Annotated in this window: 23 protein-coding genes; 11 read left to right on the top strand and 12 right to left on the bottom strand. The window is 71.9% G+C overall.

From position 1 onward, the window contains the following. Positions 1 to 431: 431 nt before the first annotated feature. Complete coding sequence (locus ACFWSK_RS33950; RefSeq protein WP_383794865.1) at positions 432 to 1433, bottom strand: GlxA family transcriptional regulator; 1002 nt, start codon at positions 1431 to 1433, stop codon at positions 432 to 434. Positions 1434 to 1506: 73 nt separating this feature from the next. On the opposite strand from ACFWSK_RS33950, the gene ACFWSK_RS33955 reads away from it, so the two are divergent. Next, positions 1507 to 2091 carry a cysteine hydrolase family protein gene (locus ACFWSK_RS33955; RefSeq protein WP_383794868.1) on the top strand — a complete coding sequence of 195 codons (585 nt, stop codon included), beginning with the start codon at positions 1507 to 1509 and terminating at the stop codon, positions 2089 to 2091. Positions 2092 to 2094: 3 nt separating this feature from the next. Here ACFWSK_RS33955 and proC read toward each other — a convergent pair whose 3' ends face one another. The 3 genes from proC to ACFWSK_RS33970 all read right to left on the bottom strand — a co-directional run bounded on the left by proC (position 2095) and on the right by ACFWSK_RS33970 (position 4548). Then, entirely contained in the window at positions 2095 to 2904 is an 810-nt protein-coding gene (gene proC / locus ACFWSK_RS33960; RefSeq protein WP_383794871.1) for a pyrroline-5-carboxylate reductase, read from the bottom strand. Positions 2905 to 2965: 61 nt separating this feature from the next. Further along, positions 2966 to 3727 (bottom strand): ABC transporter permease, encoded by a 762-nt coding sequence (locus ACFWSK_RS33965; protein WP_383794874.1) that lies wholly within the window; start codon positions 3725 to 3727, stop codon positions 2966 to 2968. Beyond that, positions 3724 to 4548 (bottom strand): ABC transporter ATP-binding protein, encoded by an 825-nt coding sequence (locus ACFWSK_RS33970; RefSeq protein ID WP_383794877.1) that lies wholly within the window; start codon positions 4546 to 4548, stop codon positions 3724 to 3726. Before ACFWSK_RS33970 ends, ACFWSK_RS33965 begins: the two co-directional genes overlap by 4 nt. A 241-nt stretch (positions 4549 to 4789) precedes the next feature. Here ACFWSK_RS33970 and ACFWSK_RS33975 point away from each other — a divergent pair, with 241 nt between their 5' ends. Continuing rightward, positions 4790 to 6253, top strand: coding sequence for a SulP family inorganic anion transporter (locus ACFWSK_RS33975; RefSeq protein ID WP_383794880.1), 1464 nt, complete (start codon positions 4790 to 4792; stop codon positions 6251 to 6253). A 70-nt stretch (positions 6254 to 6323) separates the two neighbouring features. Here the strand turns inward: ACFWSK_RS33975 and ACFWSK_RS33980 are convergent, their stop codons facing one another. After that, positions 6324 to 6851, bottom strand: a complete 528-nt coding sequence (locus ACFWSK_RS33980; RefSeq protein WP_383794883.1) for a hypothetical protein — start codon at positions 6849 to 6851, stop codon at positions 6324 to 6326. A gap of 90 nt (positions 6852 to 6941) precedes the next feature. Beyond that, positions 6942 to 7238, bottom strand: a complete 297-nt coding sequence (locus ACFWSK_RS33985) for an SH3 domain-containing protein (RefSeq protein WP_383794918.1) — start codon at positions 7236 to 7238, stop codon at positions 6942 to 6944. Between the two features lie 129 nt (positions 7239 to 7367). Here ACFWSK_RS33985 and ACFWSK_RS33990 point away from each other — a divergent pair, with 129 nt between their 5' ends. Beyond that, positions 7368 to 9629, top strand: coding sequence for a PQQ-binding-like beta-propeller repeat protein (locus ACFWSK_RS33990; protein ID WP_383794920.1), 2262 nt, complete (start codon positions 7368 to 7370; stop codon positions 9627 to 9629). A 55-nt stretch (positions 9630 to 9684) separates the two neighbouring features. Here ACFWSK_RS33990 and ilvD read toward each other — a convergent pair whose 3' ends face one another. From ilvD to ACFWSK_RS34010, 4 genes are all read right to left on the bottom strand, one after another. Further along, entirely contained in the window at positions 9685 to 11535 is a 1851-nt protein-coding gene (gene ilvD, locus ACFWSK_RS33995) for a dihydroxy-acid dehydratase (protein WP_383794886.1), read from the bottom strand. A 159-nt stretch (positions 11536 to 11694) separates the two neighbouring features. After that, on the bottom strand, positions 11695 to 12312 hold the full coding sequence (locus ACFWSK_RS34000) for a TetR family transcriptional regulator (RefSeq protein ID WP_383794889.1): 618 nt from the start codon (positions 12310 to 12312) through the stop codon (positions 11695 to 11697). Then, positions 12309 to 13121: a sugar phosphate isomerase/epimerase family protein gene (locus ACFWSK_RS34005; RefSeq protein ID WP_383794923.1), complete on the bottom strand. Its 813-nt coding sequence runs from the start codon at positions 13119 to 13121 to the stop codon at positions 12309 to 12311. The genes ACFWSK_RS34000 and ACFWSK_RS34005 overlap by 4 nt, the downstream gene beginning before the upstream one ends. 241 nt (positions 13122 to 13362) lie before the next feature. Then, entirely contained in the window at positions 13363 to 14310 is a 948-nt protein-coding gene (locus tag ACFWSK_RS34010; protein ID WP_383794891.1) for a Ppx/GppA family phosphatase, read from the bottom strand. Positions 14311 to 14350: 40 nt separating this feature from the next. On the opposite strand from ACFWSK_RS34010, the gene ACFWSK_RS34015 reads away from it, so the two are divergent. After that, complete coding sequence (locus tag ACFWSK_RS34015; protein WP_383794894.1) at positions 14351 to 15193, top strand: hypothetical protein; 843 nt, start codon at positions 14351 to 14353, stop codon at positions 15191 to 15193. A gap of 66 nt (positions 15194 to 15259) precedes the next feature. Here the strand turns inward: ACFWSK_RS34015 and ACFWSK_RS34020 are convergent, their stop codons facing one another. Then, positions 15260 to 17086: a hypothetical protein gene (locus ACFWSK_RS34020; RefSeq protein WP_383794896.1), complete on the bottom strand. Its 1827-nt coding sequence runs from the start codon at positions 17084 to 17086 to the stop codon at positions 15260 to 15262. Between the two features lie 121 nt (positions 17087 to 17207). Here ACFWSK_RS34020 and radA point away from each other — a divergent pair, with 121 nt between their 5' ends. After that, positions 17208 to 18620 (top strand): DNA repair protein RadA, encoded by a 1413-nt coding sequence (gene radA / locus ACFWSK_RS34025; RefSeq protein ID WP_382737420.1) that lies wholly within the window; start codon positions 17208 to 17210, stop codon positions 18618 to 18620. A gap of 80 nt (positions 18621 to 18700) precedes the next feature. Further along, positions 18701 to 19825, top strand: a complete 1125-nt coding sequence (gene disA / locus ACFWSK_RS34030; protein ID WP_383794899.1) for a DNA integrity scanning diadenylate cyclase DisA — start codon at positions 18701 to 18703, stop codon at positions 19823 to 19825. Between the two features lie 84 nt (positions 19826 to 19909). Here disA and ACFWSK_RS34035 read toward each other — a convergent pair whose 3' ends face one another. Then, on the bottom strand, positions 19910 to 20740 hold the full coding sequence (locus tag ACFWSK_RS34035) for a hypothetical protein (RefSeq protein WP_383794926.1): 831 nt from the start codon (positions 20738 to 20740) through the stop codon (positions 19910 to 19912). A gap of 230 nt (positions 20741 to 20970) precedes the next feature. Here ACFWSK_RS34035 and ACFWSK_RS34040 point away from each other — a divergent pair, with 230 nt between their 5' ends. The 5 genes from ACFWSK_RS34040 (at position 20971) to cseC (ending at position 25478) form a co-directional block, all read left to right on the top strand. Further along, entirely contained in the window at positions 20971 to 21873 is a 903-nt protein-coding gene (locus ACFWSK_RS34040; protein WP_383794907.1) for an A/G-specific adenine glycosylase, read from the top strand. Between the two features lie 142 nt (positions 21874 to 22015). Then, complete coding sequence (locus tag ACFWSK_RS34045) at positions 22016 to 22636, top strand: SigE family RNA polymerase sigma factor (RefSeq protein ID WP_383794909.1); 621 nt, start codon at positions 22016 to 22018, stop codon at positions 22634 to 22636. Beyond that, positions 22624 to 23367 carry a hypothetical protein gene (locus ACFWSK_RS34050; RefSeq protein ID WP_383794912.1) on the top strand — a complete coding sequence of 248 codons (744 nt, stop codon included), beginning with the start codon at positions 22624 to 22626 and terminating at the stop codon, positions 23365 to 23367. Before ACFWSK_RS34045 ends, ACFWSK_RS34050 begins: the two co-directional genes overlap by 13 nt. Positions 23368 to 23397: 30 nt before the next feature. Then, entirely contained in the window at positions 23398 to 24111 is a 714-nt protein-coding gene (gene cseB, locus ACFWSK_RS34055) for a two-component system response regulator CseB (protein WP_383794915.1), read from the top strand. Next, on the top strand, positions 24000 to 25478 hold the full coding sequence (gene cseC / locus ACFWSK_RS34060; RefSeq protein ID WP_383794929.1) for a two-component system sensor histidine kinase CseC: 1479 nt from the start codon (positions 24000 to 24002) through the stop codon (positions 25476 to 25478). Before cseB ends, cseC begins: the two co-directional genes overlap by 112 nt. Positions 25479 to 25535 lie beyond the last annotated feature (57 nt).

Consider the following 25535-nt stretch of genomic DNA (forward strand, 5'->3'; position numbering starts at 1 on the left):
GGTCCCGTTTCACCGGGGCCCTCCGGGCGCTTCCCTTCGTTCTTGCGTTTCCGACTCTATCAGACTCTTTCGTGTCCGATTCCCGGTCGAAGCGGCCCCCTGCGGAGCAGGAGAATTTTTACTGTGCTTTCCAGTTCGTCGCTTTCGCGTTTCCCTTTCCGGCGAGTCCGACTCTATCAGATCCTTTCGGGCCTGATTCCCAGTCAGTGGGCTTGTCTTCCCGGCTGTTGGGCCGTTCCGACGAGTGAGACTTTAGCGAATCCCGGGCCCCGACGCTAATCGGGTCACGCTCGTTCGAACGCGGATTCCTCATTTCGCAAATGCGCACAGAAAGCGGTGCGACAGCTGTCGCTCGCTTGACGTGGTTCCTGCGGAATGGCTGTCCGGGGACCGACCGGGGTCGGCGCTCACGTCGGACAACTCGGAGCACACTACGGATCTGTGCGGGGAGTGTCAACCCCCGGCCGTGGCACGGAGTCGTGGAAGGCCAGGCGGTAGTCGCGGGGGCTGGTGGAGAGGTGTGTCGCGAAGCGCTGGCGCATGGTGATCTCGCTGCCGAAGCCCGTGCGGCGGGCCACTTCGGGGAGGGGGAGATCCGTGCGTTCCAGGAGCTTCTGGGCTGCGGCGATGCGCTGGGTGATCAGCCAGCGCAAGGGTGTCGTGCCCGTGGTCGCCTGGAAGTGCCGGGCGAAGGAGCGCGGGGACATACCGGCGCGGCCGGCCAGGGTCGCGACCGTATGGGGTTCGGCCAGGTGGGCCAGGGCGTGGGCGCGTACCGAGGCGAGGGTGTCGGCGTCGCGGTCGGTATGAGGCGTGGGGTGCTCGATGAACTGGGCCTGGGTTCCGGTGCGGAACGGGGCCGTGACCATCGAGCGGGCGATCGTGGCCGCGGCCTCGGCGCCGTGGGTCGTACGCACCAGATGGAGGCAGAGGTCGATACCGGCTGCGGTGCCGGCCGAGGTCCAGATGTTGTCGTCATGGAGGAACAGGGCGTCCTGGACCACCGTGACGTGAGGGTGGTAGGTGCGCAGGAGGCGGGTGAGGTTCCAGTGGGTGACTGCCTGGCGGCCGTCCAGCAGGCCCGCCTGGGCCAGGGTGAACGCTCCTCCGCAGAGCGCCGCGATCGGGGTGCCTGCGGCGTTGGCGCGGCGGAGTGCGTCGAGGACCGGGGCCGGGGCGGGTGTCACGTGATCGTCGAGTCCGGGGACCACGACCAGGTCGGCGCGGGGCAGCCAGGCGAGGGTGCGGTCCGGGGTGAGGGTGAGGCCGCCGCGGAGCGGGATGGGGGCGGGGTGTGCTGCTGTGCGGCGCAGGTCGAAGGGGGGTACGCCGCGGTCGGTGCGGTCCACCCCCCATACCTCCGTGATGACGGAGACGTCGAAGGCTCTGATCCCGGGGAAGGCGAGGAGCGCGATGCGCGTCGTGGCGGCCACCCTGGCAGTAAAGCATCGATCGATGGCTTTTGTGGCTCTGGGCGGGCGGCTGGCAGGGGCACAGGATCGGGACATGGAGATTTCGGAGAACGCGGCGCTGGTTGTGGTGGACGTGCAGGAAGGGTTCGAGGAGGAGGCGTACTGGGGGCCTCGGAACAATCCCGGGGCCGATCGGAACATCGCCGGGCTGATCGATGCCTGGCAGACGAGTGGGCGGCCCGTCGTCTTCGTACGGCATGACTCGGCCCAGCCCGGTTCGCCGCTGCGGGTGGGGTATCCCGGGAACGACTTCAAGAGCTATGTGGAGGAGCGCCGGGGTAAGGGGGGCGGGCCCGAGCTCTTCGTGACGAAGAGTGTGAACTCCGCCTTCTACGGGGCACCCGACTTGGATTCCTGGCTGCGGGAGGGCGGCGTGCGGCAGATCGTCGTGGCCGGGATCCAGACCAATATGTGCGCGGAGACGACGGCGCGGATGGGCGGGAATCTCGGGTACGAGGTGTTCTTCGCGCTGGATGCCACGTACACCTTCGACGGGGCGGGGCCCTGGGGGTGGACGCTCGGTGCCGAGGAGCTCATGCGGGCCACCGCCGTGTCGTTGCACGGCGGTGGGTTCGCGCAGGTGGTCCGGAGTGCGGAGCTGGTGGCGGCTGTGGGGTGACGGTCAGCCGTTGCCGGTGGCCAGCTCGCGACTGCGGTCGCGGGCTGCTTCCAGGGCGGCGATGAGGGCGGCTCGTACGCCGTGGTTCTCCAGTTCCCGGATGGCGCTGATGGTGGTGCCGGCGGGGCTGGTAACGGCCTCGCGGAGCTTGACCGGGTGTTCGCCGCTGTCGCGGAGCATGACCGCGGCCCCGATGGCGGCCTGCACGATCAGGTCGTGGGCCTGGGCGCGGGGCAGGCCGAGGAGGATTCCGGCGTCGGTCATCGCTTCGACGAGGAAGTAGAAGTACGCGGGGCCCGAGCCGGAGAGCGCCGTGCAGGCGTCCTGCTGCGATTCGGGCACGCGGAGGGTCTTGCCCACGCTGCCGAAGATCTCCTCGGTGTGGGCGAGATGCCCCGGGGTGGCGTCGCTGCCTCCGGAGATGACGGACATGCCCTCGTCCACCAGGACTGGGGTGTTCGGCATGACGCGTACTACCGGGGTGTGCGCGGCGAGGCGTTCCTCGATGAACGCGGTCGTGATGCCCGCCGCGGCGCTGATGACCAGGCGGTCGGCCGTGAGGTGGGGGGCCAGTTCGTCGAGGAGCTTGTCCATGTCCTGCGGCTTGACCGCGAGGATGAGGGTGTCGGCGCTCTTGGCGGCTTCGGCGTTGCTGACCGGTTCGACGCCGTACCTGGTGCGGAGTTCTTCCGCGCGCTCCGAGCGGCGTGCGGTCACGAGGAGGTCGGCCGGGCGCCAGCCCGCCCGGATCATGCCACTGAGCAGGGCCTCGCCGATCTTGCCTGTGCCGAGGACTGCGACTGTCTGGGTCATGGGGTCACCCTCCGGGCGGTGCGCTGTTCGTCGTTCTCGGCGTCATCCTCGCATCGGGCCGTCAGGCCGTGCGGCGGCGGAGGGTGGCCGCGCCCAGGCAGAGGACGAGGAGCGCGCAGCCTGCGACGACGAGGATGTCGCGGACGAAGTCGGCGGTGATGTCGGTGTGGAGGAGGACCTGGTTCATTCCGTCGACGGCGTACGACATGGGCAGGATGTTCGAGATCCATTCGAGGGCGGGGGCCATCTGGTCCCGCGGGGTGAACAGGCCGCAGAGGAGCAGCTGCGGGAAGATCACGGCCGGCATGAACTGGACGGCCTGGAACTCGGATGCGGCGAACGCGGAGACGAACAGGCCGAGGGCCGTGCCGAGCAGGGCGTCGAGCAGGGCGACCAGGAGCAGCAGCCAGGGTGAGCCGGTGACGTCGAGGCCCAGTACCCAGACGGAGAGCGCGGTGGCCAGGAGGGACTGGGCGACGGCGACCGCGCCGAAGGCCAGGGCGTAGCCGGCGATCAGGTCGCCCTTGCCGAGCGGCATGGCGAGGAGGCGTTCGAGGGTGCCGGATGTGCGTTCGCGCAGGGTGGCGATCGAGGTCACCAGGAACATCGTGATCAGCGGGAAGATGCCGAGCAGCGAGGCTCCGATGGAGTCGAAGGTCCGCGGACTGCCGTCGAAGACGTACCGGAGCAGCGTGATCATCAGGACCGGGATGAGCAGCAGCAGCGCGATGGTGCGGGGGTCGTGACGGAGCTGGCGCAGGACGCGGGCGGCCGTGGCGACGGTGCGGGCGGGGGTCAGGGCGCGGGGGCCTGCGGTGTTCATCGGGTCGTCTCCTGGCGGGTGGCGGTCGCGGATGCCTGGTCGACCAGGTGGAGGAAGGCTGCCTCGACGGTGTCGGCGCCGGTGTCGGTGCGCAGGGCCGCGGGGGTGTCGTCGGCGAGGATCTCGCCCTCGCGCATCAGGAGGAGCCGGTGGCAGCGCTCGGCCTCGTCCATGACGTGGGAGGAGACGAGGATCGTCGTGCCCCGCTCGGCGGCGAGCGTGTGGAAGAGGTTCCACAGGTCGCGGCGCAGGACGGGGTCGAGGCCGACGGTCGGTTCGTCGAGTACCAGGAGCTCGGGCGTGCCGAGGAGGGCGACTGCGAGGGACACGCGGCTGCGCTGACCGCCGGAGAGTGTGCCGGCGAGGGCGTCCGCGTGGGAGGCGAGGTCGACGTCGTCGATGGCTCGGGTGACGGCTTGCCCGCGGGCGTCGCGGTGGTGGCGGCCGGGCTGGAGGACGGCCGCGAAGTAGTCCAGGTTCTGCCGGACGGTGAGGTCGGTGTAGACGGACGGGGCCTGGGTGACGTAACCGACGCGTGCGCGGAGCGCGGGGTGGCCGGCCGGGTGGCCGAGGACGTCGAGGGTTCCGGTGACCTTGGCCTGGGTGCCGACGACGGCGCGCATGAGCGTGGATTTGCCGCAGCCGGAAGGGCCGAGGAGTCCGGTGATCCTGCCGGGTTCGACGGTGAAGCCGAGGCCGCGCAGGACGGTGCGGTCGCCTCGAACGACGGTGAGGGCGCGGGCCTCGATGGCGGGAGCCGGGGCGGGTGGGGCTGGTTCCCGGCGTGGTTCGGGGCTGTCCGTGGACAGATAATTCATCATGTGATGAATTTTGGCTGCGGCCCCGCCTCCCGTCAAGGGACCGGGCAGGTGCGCGCGGGGTGCGGACGGTGGGGGCGTGAACGGAACGAGCAATTCACTCCTTTGCGCGTCCGATGCTCCGCCTTGCGGGCCCGATGGTCGGCTTCCGTGAAGGAGAATCGTTTTCACCGCTCAGGGCCCACTTCCGACGCATCTCCTGCCTGTCGTCCTTGATGCTTCCGCCGATGGAGGTGCCTTTTCTGTGCGTGGCTATCCGGTCTCCCGCGCCGACTTCACCGCTTCGCTCGTCGTCTTCCTCGTGGCCCTGCCGCTCTGCGTGGGCGTGGCCGTGGCCTCCGGGGTACCGGCCGAGTTCGGGCTGATCACCGGGATCGTCGGGGGGCTGGTCGCCGGTGTGCTCCCGGGCAGCAGCCTCCAGGTCAGCGGGCCGGCTGCCGGAATGACCGTGCTGGTCTACGAAGCGGTTCACCTGTACGGGATCGGCGCCCTCGGGGTTCTCGTGCTGGCCGCCGGTGTGGTGCAGGTGGTGCTGGGGCTGATGCGGCTCGGGCAGTGGTTCCGGGCTGTATCGGTGTCCGTGGTGGAGGGGATGCTCGCGGGCATCGGGCTCGTACTCGTCGCAGGGCAGCTGTACGTACTCGCGGACGCGACGGCTCCCGGGTCCATGGCCCAGAAGCTCACCGGTCTGCCCGGTCTGCTGTTCGGTACGGACGGAACGGGCTCCGCCGTCGCGGTGGGCGTGGGGACCGTCGTCGTCCTGATCGTGTGGCCGAAGTGGCGACGGGCCGCGCGGATCGTGCCCGCTCCGCTGGTCGCGGTGGGGCTCGCGGCCGGGGCGACGGCGCTGTTCGGACTGCCGGTGCGCCGGGTGGAGGTGAGCGGGCTGCTCGACGCCGTGCGGCTTCCGGGACCCGGCGACTGGGCCAAGCTCATGGAGGCGGGCGTGATCGGCACGGTGCTCGCGTTCGCGCTGATCGCTTCGGCGGAATCGCTGTTCTGCGCGGCGGCCGTGGACCGGCTGCACGACGGGAAGCGCACGGACTACGACAAGGAGCTGATCGCTCAGGGCACGGGGAACGCGGTGTGCGGGGCGCTGGGTGCGCTGCCGATGACCGCCGTGATCGTGCGGAGTTCCGCCAATGTGCAGGCGGGGGCGCGGACCAAGGCATCACGGGTGCTGCACGGGGTGTGGCTCCTGGTGTTCGTCGCCGCCCTGCCGTCGGCCCTGGGCGTGATCCCCCTGGCGGCGCTGGCGGGGGTGCTCGTCCACGCGGGCTGCAAGCTCGTACCCGTACGGGCCTTGGGGCCGCTGTGGCGCGAGCATCGCGGTGAGGCGCTGGTGCTGGGGGCGACGGCCGGGACGGTCGTGGCCACGAGCCTCTTCGAGGGGGTGGTGGCCGGGCTGCTGCTGGCCGTCGCCAAGACCGCGTGGGACACGAGTCATGTGCATGTAGAGGTGGCGGGCGTGGAGCAGGCGGGCGGCGCTGTCCGGGTACGGGTGGTGGGCAACGCGACCTTCCTCCGGCTGCCCAAGCTGCTCGACGCGCTGGAGGCTCTGCCGCGCGACCGGGCTGTGGAGCTGGACCTGATTGGGCTGCGGCACACCGACCACGCGTGCGCGGCGGCGCTGGAGGCGTGGGCCGGGGCGCGTGCGGCGGGTGTCCGGGTGCGGCGGGCGGGCGTGGGCGTGGTGCCCGGCGGGTAGCGGCCGGCCGGTCCGGGTGCGGCGGGCGGGTGTCGGGGGTCGGCCGGCCGGTCCGGGGGTGCCGCGTGGGCTACCTGCGCTTGGGGCGTTTGCGGGCCGCCGGGTTTCCCGTGCGGGTCGAGCGGCGCTTCGCGTACCGGGCGAGCGCGGTCTCGTACTCCGTACGCCGCAGCTTCTCGCCCGGGGCTTCCGTGAGCGAGCGGAAGAAGTAGGCGAGCAGCGAGCCGATGAAACCGATGGACTTGAGGCCGCGCAGATTGTCCTCGCGGGCCGGGTCCTCGGGCCTGCGTCCGAAGCCCTCCCAGGTCTTGCGGAAGGCGATCGCGCTGCAGATCGCGAACATCAGGACGACGAGCAGGCCGACGAAGCTGCCGACGTCCGCGATCTCCAGACCCTGGTAGGCGAAGCGGAGTACGAAGCAGGCGGCGACGGCCGCGGCGAGCGAGCCGACGGCGACGCCGGCCCGCCGCAGCCCGTAACCGCCGTCGTGGCCGACCCAGGTCGTGCCGAAGAAACGGATGGGCTCGGGCTGCGGGCCGGCCACGGTGGAACCGGCGTGCTCGGGGCTGGGACCGGGTGTTTCGCTGTTCTCGCTCACGGGGTCGATTATCCCCGTGCGGCGCCGGTACCCGTCAGCTCCGGCGCGTGGCTTCCCGTTCGGTCCGTTCGGTCAGTCCGGTCAGTCCGGTCAGTCGCAGCGCGGGGCGACGTACCCGTCACTGCCCGTCCTGACGTACGCGTCCGAGACGAACTCGCCGTCGGCGATGTTGTCCCAGAGGTTGGTGGTGCCGTAGGGACCGGCGATCCACTCCCCCGGCTTCTGGCAGTAGACCGGGACGCTCATTCCGTACGGAAGCGTCCGGACGATGCCGTACTTGGTACCCGGTCCGCGCCGGACGTTGACCCGGTGTCCCGGTGCGATCGGATAGCGCGTCACGCCGTCCGACGCGAGTGTCGCGCTCTCCACTGTGGCGTTCTCTTCCATGGCCATATGGCCCTCCCCCGTTGGAAACGATCCGTGCGACGCGCAGGCTAACAAGCCCCACGCCGATCGCACACACCATCGACTAGGCTCCGTGCGTCGCGCTTGCGCACGAACACACGGGGGTGGGCGATGCCGCCGCTGCGAGGGACCGGATTCGATCCGGAAGCGGAGCATCCTGAGTACGCCGGGCAGTACCGACTTGAGGCACGTCTGGGAGCGGGCGGCATGGGTGTGGTGCACCTGGCGCGCTCCCCCTCCGGACTCCAGCTCGCGGTGAAGATCGTGCACCGGCAGCATGCGGCGGACCCGGAGTTCCGGGCACGTTTCCGGCAGGAGGTGGCGGCGGCCCGACGGGTCAGCGGCGCGTTCACCGCCCCGGTCGTCGATGCCGATCCGACCGCCGCGCTGCCCTGGATGGCAACGCTGTACGTGCCCGGTCCGACGCTCTCCGAACAGGTGAAGCGGAACGGGCCGATGGCACCCGCCGAGCTCCGCAGGCTCACCGCGGGCCTGGCCGAGGCACTGCGCGACATCCACCGGGCCGGGGTCATCCACCGCGATCTCAAGCCGAGCAACGTGCTGCTCTCCGACGCGGGGCCCAAGGTCATCGACTTCGGGATCTCCCGTCCGTACGACAGTGATCTGCGTACGGAGACGGGGAAGCTGATCGGCTCGCCGCCGTACATGGCTCCCGAGCAGTTCCAGCGGCCGCGCGAGGTCGGGCCCGCGGCGGACGTGTTCGCCCTGGGTGCGGTGCTGGTCCACGCCTCGACCGGCCGGGGGCCCTTCGACTCGGACAGTCCGTACATCGTGGCGTACCAGGTGGTGCACGACGAGGCCGACCTCGCCGGGGTGCCGGCGGATCTGTCGCCGCTGGTCGCCAGGTGTCTGGCCAAGGACCCGGCGGAACGGCCCACTCCGGACGAGATCATGGCGGCGCTCGCGCTGCACCCTCCGTCGTACGAGGCCGCCGCGTTCATACCCGCGCAGCGGCGGGCGGCCCCGGCGCACGGGCCGGCGCAGGCGCTGGTGCCGGGGGCGGGCCCGGATTCGGGCTCGGGCTCGGGCTCGGAGACGGCTACGCATGTACGGGCGCCCGGTGCGGGCTCCGGGTCCGGTTCCGGGTCCGCGCGGCCCTGGAAGGGCGGGGTCCGACGGTCTCGATGGGCGGCGGCAGGTGCGGCGCTGCTCGTCCTGGCCGCCGGGGGCGCGGCTGCGGTCGGGCTCAGGGGCGGGGACGGGCCTCCGGGCGATTCGGTGGGGGCGGGGAACGGCAGGGAAGGGGTCCCTGCTGCGTTCGAGCCATGGGTGACGCCGATTCCCTCGCCGGGCGGGTCCACGCCGGTCTGTTCGGAAGTCGGCGCGGCTCCGGGGTCCGGTGGCTCCGCCGGTGGGCTGTACTGCGCGGCTGCCGGATTCGGGACGGCGCTGCTCGATCCCGTGGACGGCCGGGTGGCCTGGTCCCACCGCGAGTCCTCCGGGGAAGCGCCGTCGGTGGGCACGCTGCCGATCGGCGTCGTCCACGCCTCCGACCCCGGCGAAAGGCTCCGGGTGTACGACGCGGACACGGGCCGGGAGCTGTGGGACGCGGACCTGTCCACGTACCTCGGTGTCCCCTTCTCCGCGGGGGACACGCTGCTGGTGACCCGGGAGGACGGCACCGCCGAAGGGCTGGACGGCAGGACCGGGGAGTCCCGCTGGGCGCGGGCGGTGCCCGGGCATCTGCGGCCCGACTACGCGCTCCACGACGAGGGGTCCGGGCTCGCGTACGCCTTCGAGCACGCGGCCGACGGCGCCACGACCCTGGTCACGGCCCTCGAAGCGGCTACGGGCCGCACCGCGTGGCAGCACCGGCTGGACGGGACGCTCACCCCGGTGGGCGCGCCGGGCGGTGCGCTCGTGCTGACGGCCATGAACGAGGAGGCACAGACCGTGGCGCTCGTCCGCTACGAGCCGGCCCGCAGCGCGGTCACCCGGCTGGCGCTGCCCTTCCGTATGAACGAACCGGAAGTGGTGATGGGCGGGGACACGGCCTATCTGCTCGCACGGGGCGGCACGCTGCTCGCCATGGACACCGGCAGCGCGGGTGGTACGGGCACGGGGGACGGAAAGGCCGAGCTCTGGCGCCTGGAGACCGCGGCGGGCCGCACCTCACCGCCCGTACTGGCCGCTGGGAACCGTCTCTGCTTCTCGGCGGCCGACGGCAGGCTGCTGGCCGTCGACACGGAGCGCGGAACACTGCTGGGCCAGACCCGGCCCCGGCTGCGGGCGGGAAAGCTCACGTACGCCTCGACGCTGCCCGCTCCCGTGGCCATCGGGCGGACCATGTACGGAATGTCCCCCGACGGTTCCGTCTTCGCGGTCGACGGGCGCGGCCCCGCCGACTGGTGAGGCCCTGGGAGCCGGTCGGTGACCGGTGCCCAGGGCCGTGGAGCGGTCGGGCCGGTCAGCCGAGCTTGGAGACGTCGCGCACGGCGCCCCGGTCCGCGCTCGTCGCCATCGCCGCGTAGGCGCGCAGGGCGGCCGAGACCTTGCGCTCGCGGTTCTTCGGCGCGTAGACGCCGTTCAGGGCCTCGCGGCGGGTGGCCAGTTCGGCTTCGGGGACGAGGAGTTCGATGGAACGGTTCGGGATGTCGATCCTGATCCGGTCGCCGTCCGAGACGAGCGCGATCGTGCCGCCCGATGCCGCCTCCGGCGAGGCGTGGCCGATGGAGAGGCCCGACGTACCGCCGGAGAAGCGGCCGTCCGTGATGAGGGCACAGGTCTTGCCGAGGCCGCGGCCCTTCAGGAACGAGGTCGGGTAGAGCATCTCCTGCATACCGGGGCCGCCGCGCGGACCCTCGTATCGGATGACGACGACGTCTCCGTGGGTGATCTCCTTGCGGAGGATCTTGTCGACCGCCTCGTCCTGGGACTCGCAGACGACGGCCGGGCCCTCGAAGGTCCAGATGGACTCGTCGACGCCCGCGGTCTTCACGACGCAGCCGTCCTCGGCGAGGTTGCCCCGGAGCACGGCCAGGCCGCCGTCCTTGGAGTACGCGTGCTCGACGGAGCGGATGCAGCCGCCCTCGGCGTCCGTGTCCAGGGTCTCCCAGCGCTCGGACTGCGAGAAGGCGGTCGCCGAGCGGACGCAGCCGGGCGCCGCGTGCCACAGTTCGACGGCCTCGGCGGACGGTGAACCGCCGCGCACGTCCCAGGACTTGAGCCACTCGGCGAGGGTGGCGGAGTGGACGGTGTGCACGTCCTCGTTCAGCATGCCGCCGCGGTGGAGCTCACCGAGGATGGCGGGGATGCCGCCCGCCCGGTGCACGTCCTCCATGTAGTACGTGCCGCCGGGTGCCACGTTCGGCGCGACCTTGGCCAGGCAAGGGACGCGGCGCGAGACCGCGTCCATGTCCGCGAGACCGAAGTCCAGCTCGGCCTCCTGGGCCGCGGCCAGCAGGTGCAGGATCGTGTTGGTGGAGCCGCCCATCGCGATGTCGAGGGCCATGGCGTTCTCGAAGGCGGCGCGCGTGGCGATGTTGCGCGGCAGGACGCTCATGTCGTCCTGCTCGTAGTGGCGCTCGGTGATCTCGACGATCGTGCGGCCGGCGTTCTCGTACAGAGCCTTGCGCGCGGTGTGCGTGGCGAGGACCGAGCCGTTGCCGGGCAGGGCCAGGCCGATGGCCTCGGCCAGGCAGTTCATCGAGTTGGCGGTGAACATGCCGGAACAGGAACCGCAGGTCGGACAGGCGTTCTCCTCGATACGGAGGATGTCCTCGTCCGAGATCTTGTCGTTGACCGCGTCGGAGATCGCGTCGACCAGGTCGAGGCTGCGGACCGTGCCGTCGACCAGTGTGGCCTTGCCTGCCTCCATCGGGCCGCCGGAGACGAAGACCGTCGGGATGTTGAGGCGCAGGGCGGCCATCAGCATGCCGGGCGTGATCTTGTCGCAGTTGGAGATGCAGATCAGTGCGTCGGCGCAGTGCGCCTCGACCATGTACTCGACGGAGTCGGCGATCAGGTCGCGGGACGGGAGGCTGTAGAGCATGCCTCCGTGGCCCATCGCGATGCCGTCGTCGACGGCGATCGTGTTGAACTCGCGCGGCACCGCGCCCGCCGCCTTGATCGCGTCGGAGACGATGCGGCCGACGGGGGCGAGGTGGGTGTGCCCGGGCACGAACTCGGTGAAGGAGTTGGCCACCGCGATGATCGGCTTGCCGATGTCCTCGCTCGCTACGCCCGAGGCCCGCATAAGGGCGCGGGCGCCCGCCATGTTGCGGCCGTGGGTGACTGTGCGGGACCTCAGCTGCGGCATCGCGCTCGCTCCTTCGACAGAAAAGACTGTCTTCGAGCGTACGCCCTCGGCTCCAAGATCTGGACAGAGTGTCCGTAATGCGGGATGTGGTGCTCGGTGGGTGGGCCTGGCGGGTGGGCGGGGCCCCGAGTCGCCGGGGGCTTCCGGGCGGGCTGACCGTCAGGACTCGGTCAGGTACCTCTGGAGCGTCGGCGCCACCATCTCGATGATCTTCTCCGGGTCCGCCGAGGCCAGCGGTTCGGCCTGGATCACGTACCGCAGCATCGCGATGCCGATCATGTGCGAGGCGGCCAGCTCCGCGCGGAAGGTCGGGTCGGGCACGTCCAGCTCCGCCGCGATCCGCTCCAGCAGCCGCCGCAGCACGAAGCCGCGCAGCACCTTGGCCGCCGCCTCGTGGGTGAGGGCGGAGCGGATGATCGCCAGCAGGGGGGCGCGCGTCGCCGGGTTCTCCCATACGGAGATGAAGTAGCGGGCCAGCCGCTCCCCCAGCCCGTCCGTGGGACCGCCGAGGACGGCGGGGATCACCAGGGCGGGCTCGAAGGAGACCTCGATGGCGGCGCCGAAGACCTCGTCCTTCGTACCGAAGTAGTGGTGGACCAGTGCGGCGTCCACGCCCGCCGCCTTGGCGATGCCCCGGATCGAGGTCTTGTCGTAGCCGCGCTCGGCGAACTCGGTGCGGGCGGCTTCGAGGATGCGCGTACGGGCGTCGGGGCCGGTGGCCTCCGCCGTACGTGAGGGACGGCCACGGCGGCGGGGGGCGGGGGTGTCCGGTGTCATGTCCGGGGGGCCTGCGCGGAGGACGCCAGGTGCAGCCGGGTGAAGGCCAGCGCCTCGGCGAGGTCGGCCTCACGTTCGGCGGAGGACATGGCGCGGCGGGTGTTGACCTCGATGACGACGTGGCCGTCGAAGGAGGTGCGGGCCAGCCGCTCCAGCAGCTCCGCGCAGGGCTGGTCGCCGCGGCCCGGCACCAGATGCTCGTCCTTGCTCGAACCCTTGCCGTCGGCGAGGTGGATGTGGGCGAGCCGGTCGCCCATCCGGTCGACCATGGCCAGCCCGTCGGTGCGGGCGGTGGCGGTGTGCGAGAGGTCCACCGTGAAGTGCCGGTAGTCGTCGTTGGTGACGTCCCAGTCGGGGGCGTACGCGAGCATCTCGCGGTCCCGGTACCGCCACGGGTACATGTTCTCGACGGCGAACCGGACGTCCGTCTCGTCGGCCATGCGCCAGATGCCGGTGACGAAGTCGCGTGCGTAGTTGCGCTGCCAACGGAACGGGGGGTGCACGACGACGGTCGACGCCCCGAGCTTCTCCGCCGCGGCCTTCGCCCGCTGGAGCTTCACCCACGGGTCGGTGGACCAGACCCGCTGCGTGATGAGGAGACAGGGGGCGTGCACCGCCAGGATCGGCACCTGGTGGTAGTCCGAGAGCCGCTTCAGGGCCTCGATGTCCTGGCTGACCGGGTCGGTCCAGACCATGATCTCGACACCGTCGTAGCCCAGGCGCGCAGCGATCTCGAAGGCCGTCGCCGTCGACTCCGGATAGACCGAAGCAGTCGACAGGGCGACCTTCGCATCCGGAACGCGCACCACTGGTTCTGCCACCAGAACAGGGTACGGGCAGCGGTGCGTGTCGCCGGGGGATCTTGACCGAAAGTGACCAGAGCCATGGTGGGCGGGGGGCGGGGTAAGGCCCCGTCGTGGTCGTGCGGACGCCGCCCCGGGGAGGCGTGGCTGCCCGGGGCCCGGGGGTCGCGTGACTGTCCGGCCCCCCGGGGGCTGCGTCAACGTCCGGCCCCGGGGGCGTGGTCGTGCGGCCCCGGGGCGGCGCCCGTCAGTACAGGGCGACCTGTTCCGCCGGGAGGTGGTCCAGTCGGCGCAGGATGACGCCCTCGCGCAGCGCCCAGGGACAGATCTCCAGCTCCTCGACTCCGAACAGGTCCATCGCCCCCTCGGCGACCAGGGCCCCGGCGAGCAGTTGCGCGGACCGGCCCTCGGAGACCCCGGGCAGGTGGCCCCGCTGCTCGACGGTCATCGCCGCCAGCTTCGGGACCCACTCCTCCAGCGCCTTGCGGGTGAGGACGCGCTGTACGTACAGGCCCTCCGTGGAGCGTGCGGCGCCCGCGATCCTGGCGAGCTGCTTGAAGGTCTTGGAGGTGCCGACGACGTGGTCGGGGCCGCCGAAGCGGGTGAACACGCCGACGCTGCGGGCGATCCTGGCCCGTACATGGCGGCGCAGCGCCTTCACCTCAAGCGGGTCCGCCGGGTCGCTGGGCAGCCAGGCCGCGGTGAGGCGCCCCGCCCCCAGCGGCATCGACACCGCGGCGTCGGGCTCCTCGTCTATTCCGAACGCGACCTCCAGCGAGCCTCCGCCGATGTCCAGGACGAGCAGCTTCCCCGCCGACCAGCCGAACCAGCGGCGGGCCGCGAGGAACGTGAGGCGCGCCTCCTCTTCGCCACTGAGGACCGCGAGGTCGACTCCCGTCTCGTCCCGCACCCGCGCCAGTACCTTGTCGGAGTTGGTCGCCTCCCGTATGGCCGAGGTGGCGAAGGGCAGCACGTCCTCGCAGCCCTTGTCCTCGGCTGCCTGGACCGCACCGGCGATCGTCGAGACGAGCCGGTCCACGCCCACCGGGCCGACCGCCCCGTCCGCGTCGAGGAGCTCGGCCAGCCGAAGTTCCGCCTTGTGCGAGTGCGCGGGCAGCGGGCGGGCGCCGGGGTGTGCGTCCACTACGAGCAGATGAACCGTGTTCGACCCCACGTCGAGGACTCCGAGTCTCATACCCGGAACGCTACTGCTCCGACGGACTTACTCTAGGCGCGTGCCAAAGACGAAAAAGGCGAAGCCGGACAAAGCCACGAAGAAGCAGAAAATGAAGCAGGAGATGCCTCAGCCGGAAGCAAAGGGGCCCGCCAGGCCCGACGAGACGGGCATCGACTTCGCGCGGGCCTGGGTGGAGTTCCCCGACCCGGCGGACGACGAGCAGATCTTCCGCTGCGATCTGACCTGGCTGACCTCCAGGTGGAGCTGCATCTTCGGCAGCGGCTGCCAGGGCATCCAGGCGGGCCGCGCGGACGACGGGTGCTGCACGCTGGGCGCCCACTTCTCCGACGAGGACGACGAGAAGCGGGTGGCCGGCCATGTCGCCCGGCTGACTCCGGACCTGTGGCAGTTCCACGACGTCGGTACGGAGTCGGGCTGGGTCGGCGTCGACGAGGACGGCGAGCGGCAGACCCGCCGCTGGGAGGGGTCGTGCATCTTCCAGAACCGGCCGGGGTTTCCGGCCGGTGCCGGCTGCTCCCTGCACATCCTGGCGCTCCGCGAAGGCAAGGAGCCCCTCGAAACCAAGCCGGATGTCTGCTGGCAGTTGCCGATCCGGCGCACGTACGACTGGATCGACCGGCCCGACGACACCCGGGTGCTCCAGGTCTCGATCGGGGAGTACGACCGCAGGGGCTGGGGCCCGGGCGGTCACGACCTGCACTGGTGGTGCACCTCGGCGACCTCGGCGCACGGGGCCGGGGACCCGGTGTACGTGTCCTACCGCCCGGAGCTCGTCGAACTGATGGGCAAGCAGGCGTACGACCGCTTGGTCGAGCTGTGCGAGGAGCGGCTGTCCTCGCTCCTGCCCATGGCACCGCACCCGGCCGACCCGACGGGCTGACCGACAGGCTTCCTGCGTCTGCTTTCGTCCCCGGTCGGACTCGCCGTCAGCCCGTCGGCCCCCGCGTCAGCCCGTCGGGTCCGCGGTCGTCGGGCTCGTGCCCGGGTCCGTGGGCGTGGTGGGGTCGCTCGGGCCGGGTGACGGCGGCGGGCCGGTCGGCTCCGTCGGCGTCGGGTCGGTGGGAGTCGGGGTCGTCGGGTCCGGCGCCGGGTCCGTGGGCGTAGGAGTCGGCGTCGGCTCGGACGGTTCCGCGGGCCCGGACGGGGTGGCGGGCTCCGAGGGGCCGGTCGGGTCGCCGGGCGGCGGCGCCGTGGCCCCGTACCCGTCGATCACGACCACGAACCCCTCGGGGTCGAGGCCGACCCGTGCGCGCCACGGCCCGTCCGGCTCGGCGGCGTGGTTCACGGAGACCCGGATCGTGACGCTGCGTCCGGGGGCGAGCGTGCCGGACGTGCTGCTGAGGTGGAGCCAGGGCGCGTCCACCCAGGCCGACCAGGGGACGGGTTCGTTGCCCGAGGCCGTCAGGGTGATCGTCGTGAGGTCGCCGGCGGTGCGGGCCGTGACGGCCAGGCTGCCGGGACCGCGCCGGCCGCCCGTGCTGATCACCTCGGCCGAGACGTCCGGGGTGCGGGCGCCGGGCGTGAAGCGGCCGTTCTTGTCGGGGCGGGCGTTGCCCGCGTTCTCGTAGTGGTCGTACGCCTCGCCTTCGAGGCCCCCCGCCCCGTCCCGCTCCGTCGCCGCGACCGTGGAGCCGGCATGGCCCTCCCCGGTCTGCGGCGCCCCCCGGTAGGCGGCCCACAGCGCGATCACGGGAGCGGCTACGACGGTCGCGACCACCGTGGTCGTCAGGACGCGGGCGCGCAGCCGGTCCCGGCGGGCGGCATGGTCCTTGGGGTCCAGCGGGAAGCCCGCCCGGTCGAAGCGCGGGCCGCCCGACCGGGACCGCTGGGCGTGGGCCATGGCGACCTGGACGGAGGGCAGCGGCGCCTCGACGACCGGCAGCGCGGCGGTGGGGCTGACGGTCGCGCCGGGCCAGGGGCCCCCGGCGCCGGCCCGCTCGGCGGCGCGGCGGCAGCGGGGGCAGTCGTCGACGTGCCGGACGAGCTCGCGGCGCAGGGCGGCGGAGAGCAGGACCTGGTGGTCGCCGGTGAGCCGGGCGACGGTGGGGCAGTTGCCGGTCTCGACGACGGCCAGGGCGGCCCGGGTCCGTTCCACCTCGCAGGCGGCGGCGGCCAGGAGCTCACGGGCGACGACGGGTTCGAGGCCGAGGACGGCCGCCACGGCACGCGGGGGGAGCTGGTGGCGTACCGCGAGTTCGAGCGCTTCGCGCTGCTCCGGGGTGGTGCCCGCGGCCTCGGGCCAGGCCAGCTGGGCGAGTTCGCGACGGCGTGCCTCCGCGGAGGGGGACTCGGAGGGCGCCGGGACGGCCGCTTCCGCCGGACCGGCTGGGGCGGGTGCGGGGGCTTCCGGTGCGCTTCCGGGCGTGCGGCGGCCGGTGCGCGCTCCCCCTCTGGCCGGCAGGCGGTGGGCCTGGCGGCCGCGTTTCTGCTCGGTGAGCTTGCGCAGGCACATCCACCTGGCCAGGGCGTACAGCCAGGATTTACGTTCCTCCACGCCTGTCGGGCACCGGCTGTCCTGCCGTTCGGCGACGACGAGGACCGCGCCGAGCGCCTCCGTCGCCGCCTCGTGATCGCACAGTACGGAGAGGCAGTAGGTGAACAGGCCGTCGAGATGGGGCTCGTAACGTGCGGGCGGTCGCTGAGCCGACGAGTGGGGAGCGCGGCGGCGCGCCCGGTGTGCGCCGGGGGGGTGTGCGGGGGTCTCCAGCCTGGTGCTCGTCACCTGGCGACCGTAGGCAGGGGAAGGCACACCCTTAGCACCTCTTGACCACATTTAATCCTTACGGGTGAACGTATCCCTCAAAAGAGGACAGCAATTCCGTTTTCTGGCGGAAGCCCCCGCGTGCGCCCCTGCGCCGGACGGCGCTGTCAGACCTCACCTATACGGTGGCGCCATGGCTGCCCGTACGAAATCCGCGAAGGACCGGCCGTCCTACCGCTGCACCGAGTGCGGCTGGACGACCGCCAAGTGGCTCGGCCGCTGCCCCGAATGCCAGGCGTGGGGGACCGTCGAGGAATTCGGCGGCGCCCCTGCCGTGCGCACGACGGCCGCAGGCCGGGTCTCCACCGCCGCCGTCCCCATCGGCCAGGTCGACAGCCGCCAGGCCACCGCCCGCTCGACCGGCGTCGGCGAGCTCGACCGCGTCCTGGGCGGGGGGCTCGTGCCCGGCGCCGTCGTGCTGCTCGCGGGCGAACCGGGTGTCGGGAAGTCGACGCTGCTGCTGGACGTGGCGGCCAAGGCGGCGAGCGAGGACCACCGCACGCTGTACGTCACGGCGGAGGAGTCCGCGAGTCAGGTGCGGATGCGCGCCGACCGGATCAAGGCCATCAACGACCACCTCTACCTCGCGGCGGAGACAGACCTGTCCGCCGTCCTCGGCCACCTGGACGCGGTCAAGCCGTCCCTGCTCGTCCTCGACTCCGTACAGACCGTGGCCTCGCCCGAGATCGAGGGCGCGCCCGGCGGCATGGCGCAGGTCCGGGAGGTGGCCGGGGCGCTCATCCGGGCCTCCAAGGAGCGCGGCATGGCCACGCTGCTGGTCGGCCATGTCACCAAGGACGGCGCGATCGCCGGGCCGCGGCTCCTGGAGCACCTCGTCGATGTGGTGCTGTCCTTCGAGGGCGACCGCCATGCCCGCCTCCGGCTCGTCCGGGGCGTCAAGAACCGCTACGGGGCGACGGACGAGGTCGGCTGCTTCGAGCTTCACGACGAGGGGATCACCGGCCTCGCCGACCCCTCGGGACTCTTCCTCACGCGGCGCGACGCGCCGGTTCCCGGGACCTGCCTGACGGTCACGCTGGAGGGCAAGCGGCCGCTCGTCGCCGAAGTGCAGGCGCTGACGGTCGACTCGCAGATCCCTTCGCCCCGGCGCACGACCTCCGGCCTGGAGACGTCCCGGGTGTCCATGATGCTGGCGGTGCTGGAGCAGCGGGGGCGGATCAGCGCGCTCGGCAAGCGGGACATCTACAGCGCGACGGTCGGCGGCGTGAAGCTGACCGAGCCCGCCGCGGACCTGGCGATCGCCCTCGCCCTGGCCAGCGCGGCGAGCGACACCCCGCTCCCCAAGAACCTCGTCGCGATCGGCGAAGTGGGCCTCGCGGGCGAGGTCAGGCGGGTGACGGGGGTGCAGCGCCGACTGGCCGAGGCGTACCGCCTCGGGTTCACGCACGCACTCGTGCCGAGCGACCCGGGAAAGGTGCCTTCCGGTATGAAGGTCACGGAAGTCGCCGACATAGGTGATGCCCTCAGAGTGCTCCCGCGCCGGTCTCGTCCGGACGGACCACAGGAGGACAATGCGCGCCGGTAGACTTTGCCCTGGTCTCGCCCGCCCGTACGAACGGTATGAGGGACGCGAGGGCACCGCCAACCTGTGACCGGAGGAGTGCAGTGGCAGCCAACGACCGGGCAGCATCGCCCGGAAAGTCCGGCCAAGGCACCGGTAACGAGGCGCTGATGCGCGCCTCGTTGAGCGCGGTCGCGCCCGGAATGGCCCTGCGGGACGGTCTGGAGCGCATCCTCCGGGGGAACACCGGCGGACTGATCGTTCTCGGCATGGACAAAACCGTCGAATCCATGTGTACCGGCGGCTTCGTGCTGGACGTGGAGTTCACCGCGACGCGGCTGCGTGAGCTGTGCAAGCTCGACGGTGCGCTGATCCTCGACAAGGACATGACGAAGATCCTCCGGGCCGGCGTGCAGCTGGTTCCGGACGCGTCCATCCCCACGGAGGAGACGGGCACCCGGCACCGCACGGCGGACCGGGTGTCGAAGGCATGCGCCTTCCCTGTCGTCTCGGTCTCCCAGTCGATGCGCCTGATCGCGCTGTACGTGGACGGCGAGCGCCGGGTCCTGGAGGAGTCCTCCGCGATCCTGTCGCGCGCCAACCAGGCACTCGCCACGCTGGAGCGGTACAAGCTCCGGCTGGACGAGGTCGCGGGCACGCTCTCCGCGCTGGAGATCGAGGACCTGGTGACCGTCCGGGACGTGACGGCCGTCGCGCAGCGCCTGGAGATGGTCCGCCGGATCGCGACGGAGATCGCCGAGTACGTGGTGGAGCTGGGCACCGACGGCCGGCTCCTCTCCCTCCAGCTGGACGAGCTGATCGCCGGCGTGGAGCCGGAGCGGGAGCTCGTCGTACGCGACTACGTGCCGGAGCCGACGCCGAAGCGATCCCGTACGGTCGCCGAGGCGCTGACCGAGCTGGACGCGCTGTCCCATACGGAGCTGCTGGAACTGCCGGTCGTCGCTCGGGCGTTGGGATACAGCGGCTCGCCTGAGACGCTGGACTCCGCGGTGTCGCCGCGGGGATTCCGGCTGCTGGCGAAGGTGCCGAGGCTGCCGGGGGCGATCATCGATCGCCTGGTGGAGCACTTCGGTGGTCTGCAGAAGCTGCTCGCCGCAAGCGTGGACGACCTTCAGGCGGTCGACGGGGTCGGGGAGGCGCGGGCACGGAGCGTGCGCGAGGGGCTGTCCCGGCTGGCGGAGTCTTCGATCCTGGAGCGGTACGTCTGAGACGGCGGGGTGGGGCGGGTGCCGGTATGTCGGCGGCCGCCCCGGTCCTCAAACACCCGGGGGGCCTGGCTGTACGCCGTCGTCCTAGTCCTTCGGCAGGACGAAGGACGCTCGCTGGAGCGGTTCGCCCGGGGACTTCGCCTCAAGGAGATACGTGCCGGGGCCTGCCTGCGTCGTGGGGGCGGAAGCGCACCGGGGGCTGCTCTTCTTGCGGTCCCACTCCACCGTGTGGACGACCGTCGCACCCGCCGGGACCTTCAGGAACAGGGAGCCCGGAGCGGCCGGGCAGTCCTCTGAGGACCAGATCCGGTCGTCCTCGCCGCCGGCCTCGGTGATGGTGAGCACCGTGTTCTTCGGGCCGAAGTCGGCCTTGCAGGTGGTGGCCGAGGTGTTCTTGGCGATCAGCTGGAACACCGGCCTGTCGTCGGGACCGTAACTGACCGCCGTCTTCAGGCTCAGCCGCAGGACCGCGGGCTTGCAGTCGGGGAGCGAGGAACCGGCCGGTACCTGCTCGGCGCCCGAAGCGCCGCCGGTGGAGCCGCCCGCCCCGGCCGTCGTGTCACCGTCGGAACCGGCGGAACCGGCGGAGCCGTTGGAACCGGCGGTGTCCGTTCCGCCCGTGGCGCCCGGCCCGGTGTCGCCGTTGCTTCCGTCCGAGCCCGCGTCGTCACCGGAGCCGGACTCGTCGCGTCCGCCCGGCTGTTGGCTGATCGCGGGTCCCGAACCCGAGGGCCCGGGGGTGATCGAGGGTGCGGGATCAGGACCGCCGGCCTTCGCGTCGCCGGTGTTCCCGTTGTCCCCGACGGAGGTGACCGCCCATGCGATCAGCAAGGCGAGCAGCGCGATCAGCGATGCCGCGACTGCCCTCCGTCGCCAGTAGATGGAGGAGGGAAGCGGCCCGACCGGATTGCGCATAGATCCCACGCCGCAAACTCTACGAGAGATCCGGCCCAACTCCCGCCCCACCCGCCGCTCTGATCGTCAAGTTTTGCTGATCATCATCACGGAGTTCCCCGAAGACAGGTCCCCGACACGGGCACAGGGGACAGAACGGGTGGCGTCATCACCCTGTGGGCGCTCCGGAAGGGCGACACCGCTGCGCCCGTGACCATCGCCCTCCCTTCCGTGCCAGGATCGTCGGTGCGATGACTGCCACGACTTCGACACACACGCCCCCCGCGTCCCTCCACACCCCCGTCATCGGGTGGTTCGAGCAGCACGCCCGCGATCTCCCCTGGCGCCGCCCCGAAGCGGGCGCCTGGGGTGTGATGGTGAGCGAGTTCATGCTGCAGCAGACCCCGGTGAGCCGAGTCCTCCCCGTATACGAGCAGTGGCTGGCCCGCTGGCCGCGCCCCGCCGACCTGGCCGCCGACGCGCCGGGTGAAGCGGTCCGCGCCTGGGGCCGCCTCGGCTATCCCCGCCGGGCCCTGCGCCTGCACGGGGCCGCGCAGGCGATAACGGAACGGCACGGCGGCGACGTGCCGAGCGAGCACAACCAGTTGCTGGCGCTGCCCGGCATCGGCGAGTACACGGCGGCGGCCGTGGCCTCGTTCGCGTACGGCCAACGGCACGCGGTGCTCGATACGAACGTCCGCCGCGTGTTCGCCCGTGCCGCGGCCGGCATCCAGTACCCGCCGAACGCGACCACCGCCGCCGAACGCAAGCTCGCTCGGGCGCTGCTCCCCGAGGAGGACGAGCGCGCGGCCCGCTGGGCCGCCGCGACGATGGAGCTCGGCGCACTGGTGTGCACCGCGAAGAACGAGGACTGCTCGCGGTGCCCCATCTCCGGGCAGTGCGCCTGGCTGCTGGCCGGGAAGCCCGCTCACCAGGGGCCGCCGCGCCGGGGCCAGACGTACGCGGGTACGGACCGGCAGGTACGGGGCCGGCTGCTCGCCGTCCTGCGCGAGGCGGTGGCACCGGTCGGGCAGTCCGCGCTCGACGCGGTGTGGGACGAACCCGTGCAGCGCGCACGGGCCCTCGACGGCCTGGTCGCCGACGGCCTGGTCGAACCGCTGCCGGACGGCCAGTACCGGCTCCCGCTGACCTGAGCCCCGGCAGCCTGCGCTGTTACACAACCGATGGGCAGCCGTGCGTCCGCGTATGGCTGCTCCGGACAACCTCGTGACAACGCCTCCGTAGCGTCTCCGGCAGCAGTGAAGACGGGGATCCACGGGGACGGAGGCGGTTGTAATGGCGCAGGGCGAGGTGCTCGCATTCGAGGACTACGTACGCACCCGGCAGGACGCCCTGCTGCGCAGTGCCCGGCGTCTCGTACCCGACCCCGTGGACGCGCAGGACCTGTTGCAGACCGCTCTGGTGCGTACGTACGGCCGCTGGGACGGCATCGCCGACAAGTCCCTCGCCGACGCCTATCTGCGCCGTGTCATGATCAACACGCGTACGGAGTGGTGGCGGGCCCGCAAGCTCGAAGAGGTCCCCACCGAGCAGCTTCCCGACGCGAGCGTCGAGGACGGTTCGGAGCAGCGTGCCGACCGCGCCCTGCTGATGGACGTCCTGGGTGTTCTGGCTCCCAAGCAGCGCAGCGTAGTCGTGCTGCGACACTGGGAGCAGATGAGCACGGAGGAGACGGCCGCTGCTCTCGGTATGTCGGCGGGTACGGTGAAGAGCACGCTGCACCGGGCGCTGGCGCGACTGCGCCAGGAACTGGAGAGCCGCGAGGCGGCGAGCCAGGAGGCCCGCAGCCGCGAGGCGGCCGCGCGCCGCACGCCCGGGTCGCCGGTGCGGGCACACACACCGGCGCGGCACGACGGGCGTCACGACGAGCGGGGGCGGGAGCGGTGCGCGGCCTGACAGGCAGCAGCGACGGCACGGACGGCGACGGCGCCTCACACGACGGTCGCGGAACGGCGGGCACGGCCCACCGGAGCGGCGGAGTACGTGCCGGACTGGCGGCGAGCAGTACGGCGATGGCCGGGCTCGCCGCCTTCGGACTGTTCTGCGTCAGCTGCTCCGCGGGCGGCACGGGCACCCGGGACGAGGGTCCGGCCGGTACGCAGCCGGTCGCCCAGGTCACGCCCTCGCTCGCCTCCCCCTCGACGACGGCTCAGCCCGCCCGGCGGGTGAACGCCGTGGCGCTCCTGAAGCGGGACTCCGAGGTGAGCCCGCGTGTCAGGACCGATCTCCGACCCTGCTCCGGGGACGAGTACCCCGTCGACACCTCGTACGGATCGCTGACCGACGGCCCCGCCGCCGATGTCGTGGTCAACGTGTTGACCTGCGGTGATTCGGTGGGCATCGGCACCTACGTGTACCGGCCCCGGGACGACGGCTCGTACGAGAACGTCTTCGCGGCCGAGATGCCCGCGGTCTACGGCACGATCGACCGCGGTGATCTGGTGGTGACGACGCAGGTGTACGGATCGAAGGACTCGGTCGCGTACCCCTCCGGCGAGGAAGTGATCACGTACCGCTGGGCGGACAACCGGTTCAGCGAGCACGACCGTGTGCACAACGACTTCAACCGGGCCGTCAGCAGCGGGGAGGGCGAGCTCCCCACGCAGGCCGAGCCGTCCAGGAACTGACCGAGAAACGACCGTACGGAAAGCAGTCGCATGGCCGAGACCCACGTCCTCTTCGTCGAGGACGACGACGTGATCCGCGAGGCCACCCAGCTCGCGCTGGAGCGGGACGGATTCGTCGTCACCGCGATGCCGGACGGCCTCTCCGGCCTGGAGGCGTTCCGGGCCGACCGCCCGGACATCGCCCTGCTCGACGTGATGGTGCCGGGCCTGGACGGGGTCAGCCTGTGCCGTCGCATCCGGGACGAGTCGACCGTTCCCGTGATCATGCTGTCGGCACGCGCCGACTCGATCGATGTGGTGCTGGGCCTGGAGGCCGGGGCGGACGACTACGTCACCAAGCCGTTCGACGGAGCGGTGCTCGTCGCCCGCATCCGCGCCGTGCTGCGCCGCTTCGGTCATGCGGCCGGGACGGCCGGGCAGCAGGGAAGTGCCGGCGCCGAGGCGCCGTACGGGACCGACGGCGTGCTGGTCTTCGGTGACCTGGAGATCGACACCGAGGGCATGGAGGTGCGCCGCGGGGGCCGGCAGGTGGGGCTCACGCCCACCGAGATGCGGCTGCTGCTGGAGTTCTCCTCCGCACCCGGCACCGTGCTCTCGCGCGACAAGCTGATGGAGCGGGTGTGGGACTACGGCTGGGGCGGGGACACCCGGGTCGTCGACGTCCATGTGCAGCGGCTGCGTACCAAGATCGGGCAGGACCGGATCGAGACGGTCCGCGGCTTCGGCTACAAGCTCAGAGCATGACCGGGCGGGCCCTGCGGACCGGCGTCCGCTGGAAGATCAGCATCGCGATCGCCGCCGTCGGCGCGCTCATCGCGGTGGCGCTGAGCCTGGTCGTCCACAACGCCGCGCGCGTCTCGATGATCGAGAACGCGCGCGAGGTGCAGCTGGAACGGCTTCTGTTCGCGCAGCGGCTGTACGAGGCGGCGAACGCGAAGAACAACGCGCCCAAGTTCGGTGCGAAGCTCAACGACCCCGCGATGCCGAAGAGCCTGCGCGACGAGGTCCGGGGCAACCGCCGTGCCACCCATGTCGACGAGTACGAGAACGGCGTGCCCGACGTCTGGGCGGCCGTTCCGCTGGCCAACGGGGACATCCTCTCGCTGCACACCCGCTTCGCCGACCGCAGCGCCACGATCATGAGCGATCTCGACCGGGCCCTGATCATCGGCTCGGTCTCCGCCGTGCTGGGCGGCTCCGCGCTGGGGGTGCTGATCGGCGGACAGCTGTCGCGCCGGCTGCGCAAGGCGGCAGCGGCGGCGGGCAAGGTCGCACAGGGCAATACGGGGGTACGGGTCAGGGAGGCCGTCGGCGGAGTCGTCCGCGACGAGACCGACGAGCTGGCGGGGGCGGTGGACGCGCTCACGGACGCCCTGAACGAGCGCATCGAGGCGGAGCGCCGGGTCACCGCCGATATCGCCCATGAGCTGCGTACGCCGGTGACGGGACTCCTCACGGCGGCCGAGCTGCTGCCGCCCGGGCGTCCCACCGAGCTCGTACGGGACCGGGCGCAGGCGATGCGGACGCTGGTCGAGGACGTGCTGGAGGTGGCCAGGCTGGACAGTGCGTCGGAGCGGGCGGAGCTCCAGGAACTGCCGCTGGGCGAGTTCGTCACCCGGCGGATCGCCCTGCTGGGCCCCGACGTCACGGTGCGGGTGATCCACGAGTCGTGGGTCTCCACCGATCCGCGGCGCCTGGAACGCATTCTGGGCAACCTGCTGGGGAACGCGGCCAAGCACGGGGCCTCGCCGGTGGAGGTCACGGTCGAGGGCCGGGTGGTGCGGGTGCGCGACCACGGGCCGGGGTTCCCGGAGGAGCTGCTGCGGGAGGGGCCGAGCCGGTTCCGCACCGGGAGCAGTGACCGGGCGGGGCAGGGGCACGGGCTGGGGCTGACGATCGCGGCGGGCCAGGCGCGGGTGCTGGGCGCCCGGCTCACCTTCCGCAACGTTTCCCGGGAGGACGGCGCCGAGGGGGCGGGCGGCGCGATCGCCGTGCTGTGGCTCCCGGAGCACGCGCCGACGGACACCGGCAGCTTCCCGGTCCTCAAGCTCGCGGAACAGCGGCGGCCGGAGAAGCGCCGGAAGCGGGACCGTGCGGCCCTGGAGGACTGAGCGGGCGCGGCACTGGACGTGACGGAACACAGACGGCGGCCCCGGGAAGCACAAGGC

The sequence above is a fragment of the Streptomyces sp. NPDC058620 genome (assembly GCF_042717135.1).
In the GTDB taxonomy this organism is placed as follows: Bacteria; Actinomycetota; Actinomycetes; order Streptomycetales; family Streptomycetaceae; genus Streptomyces.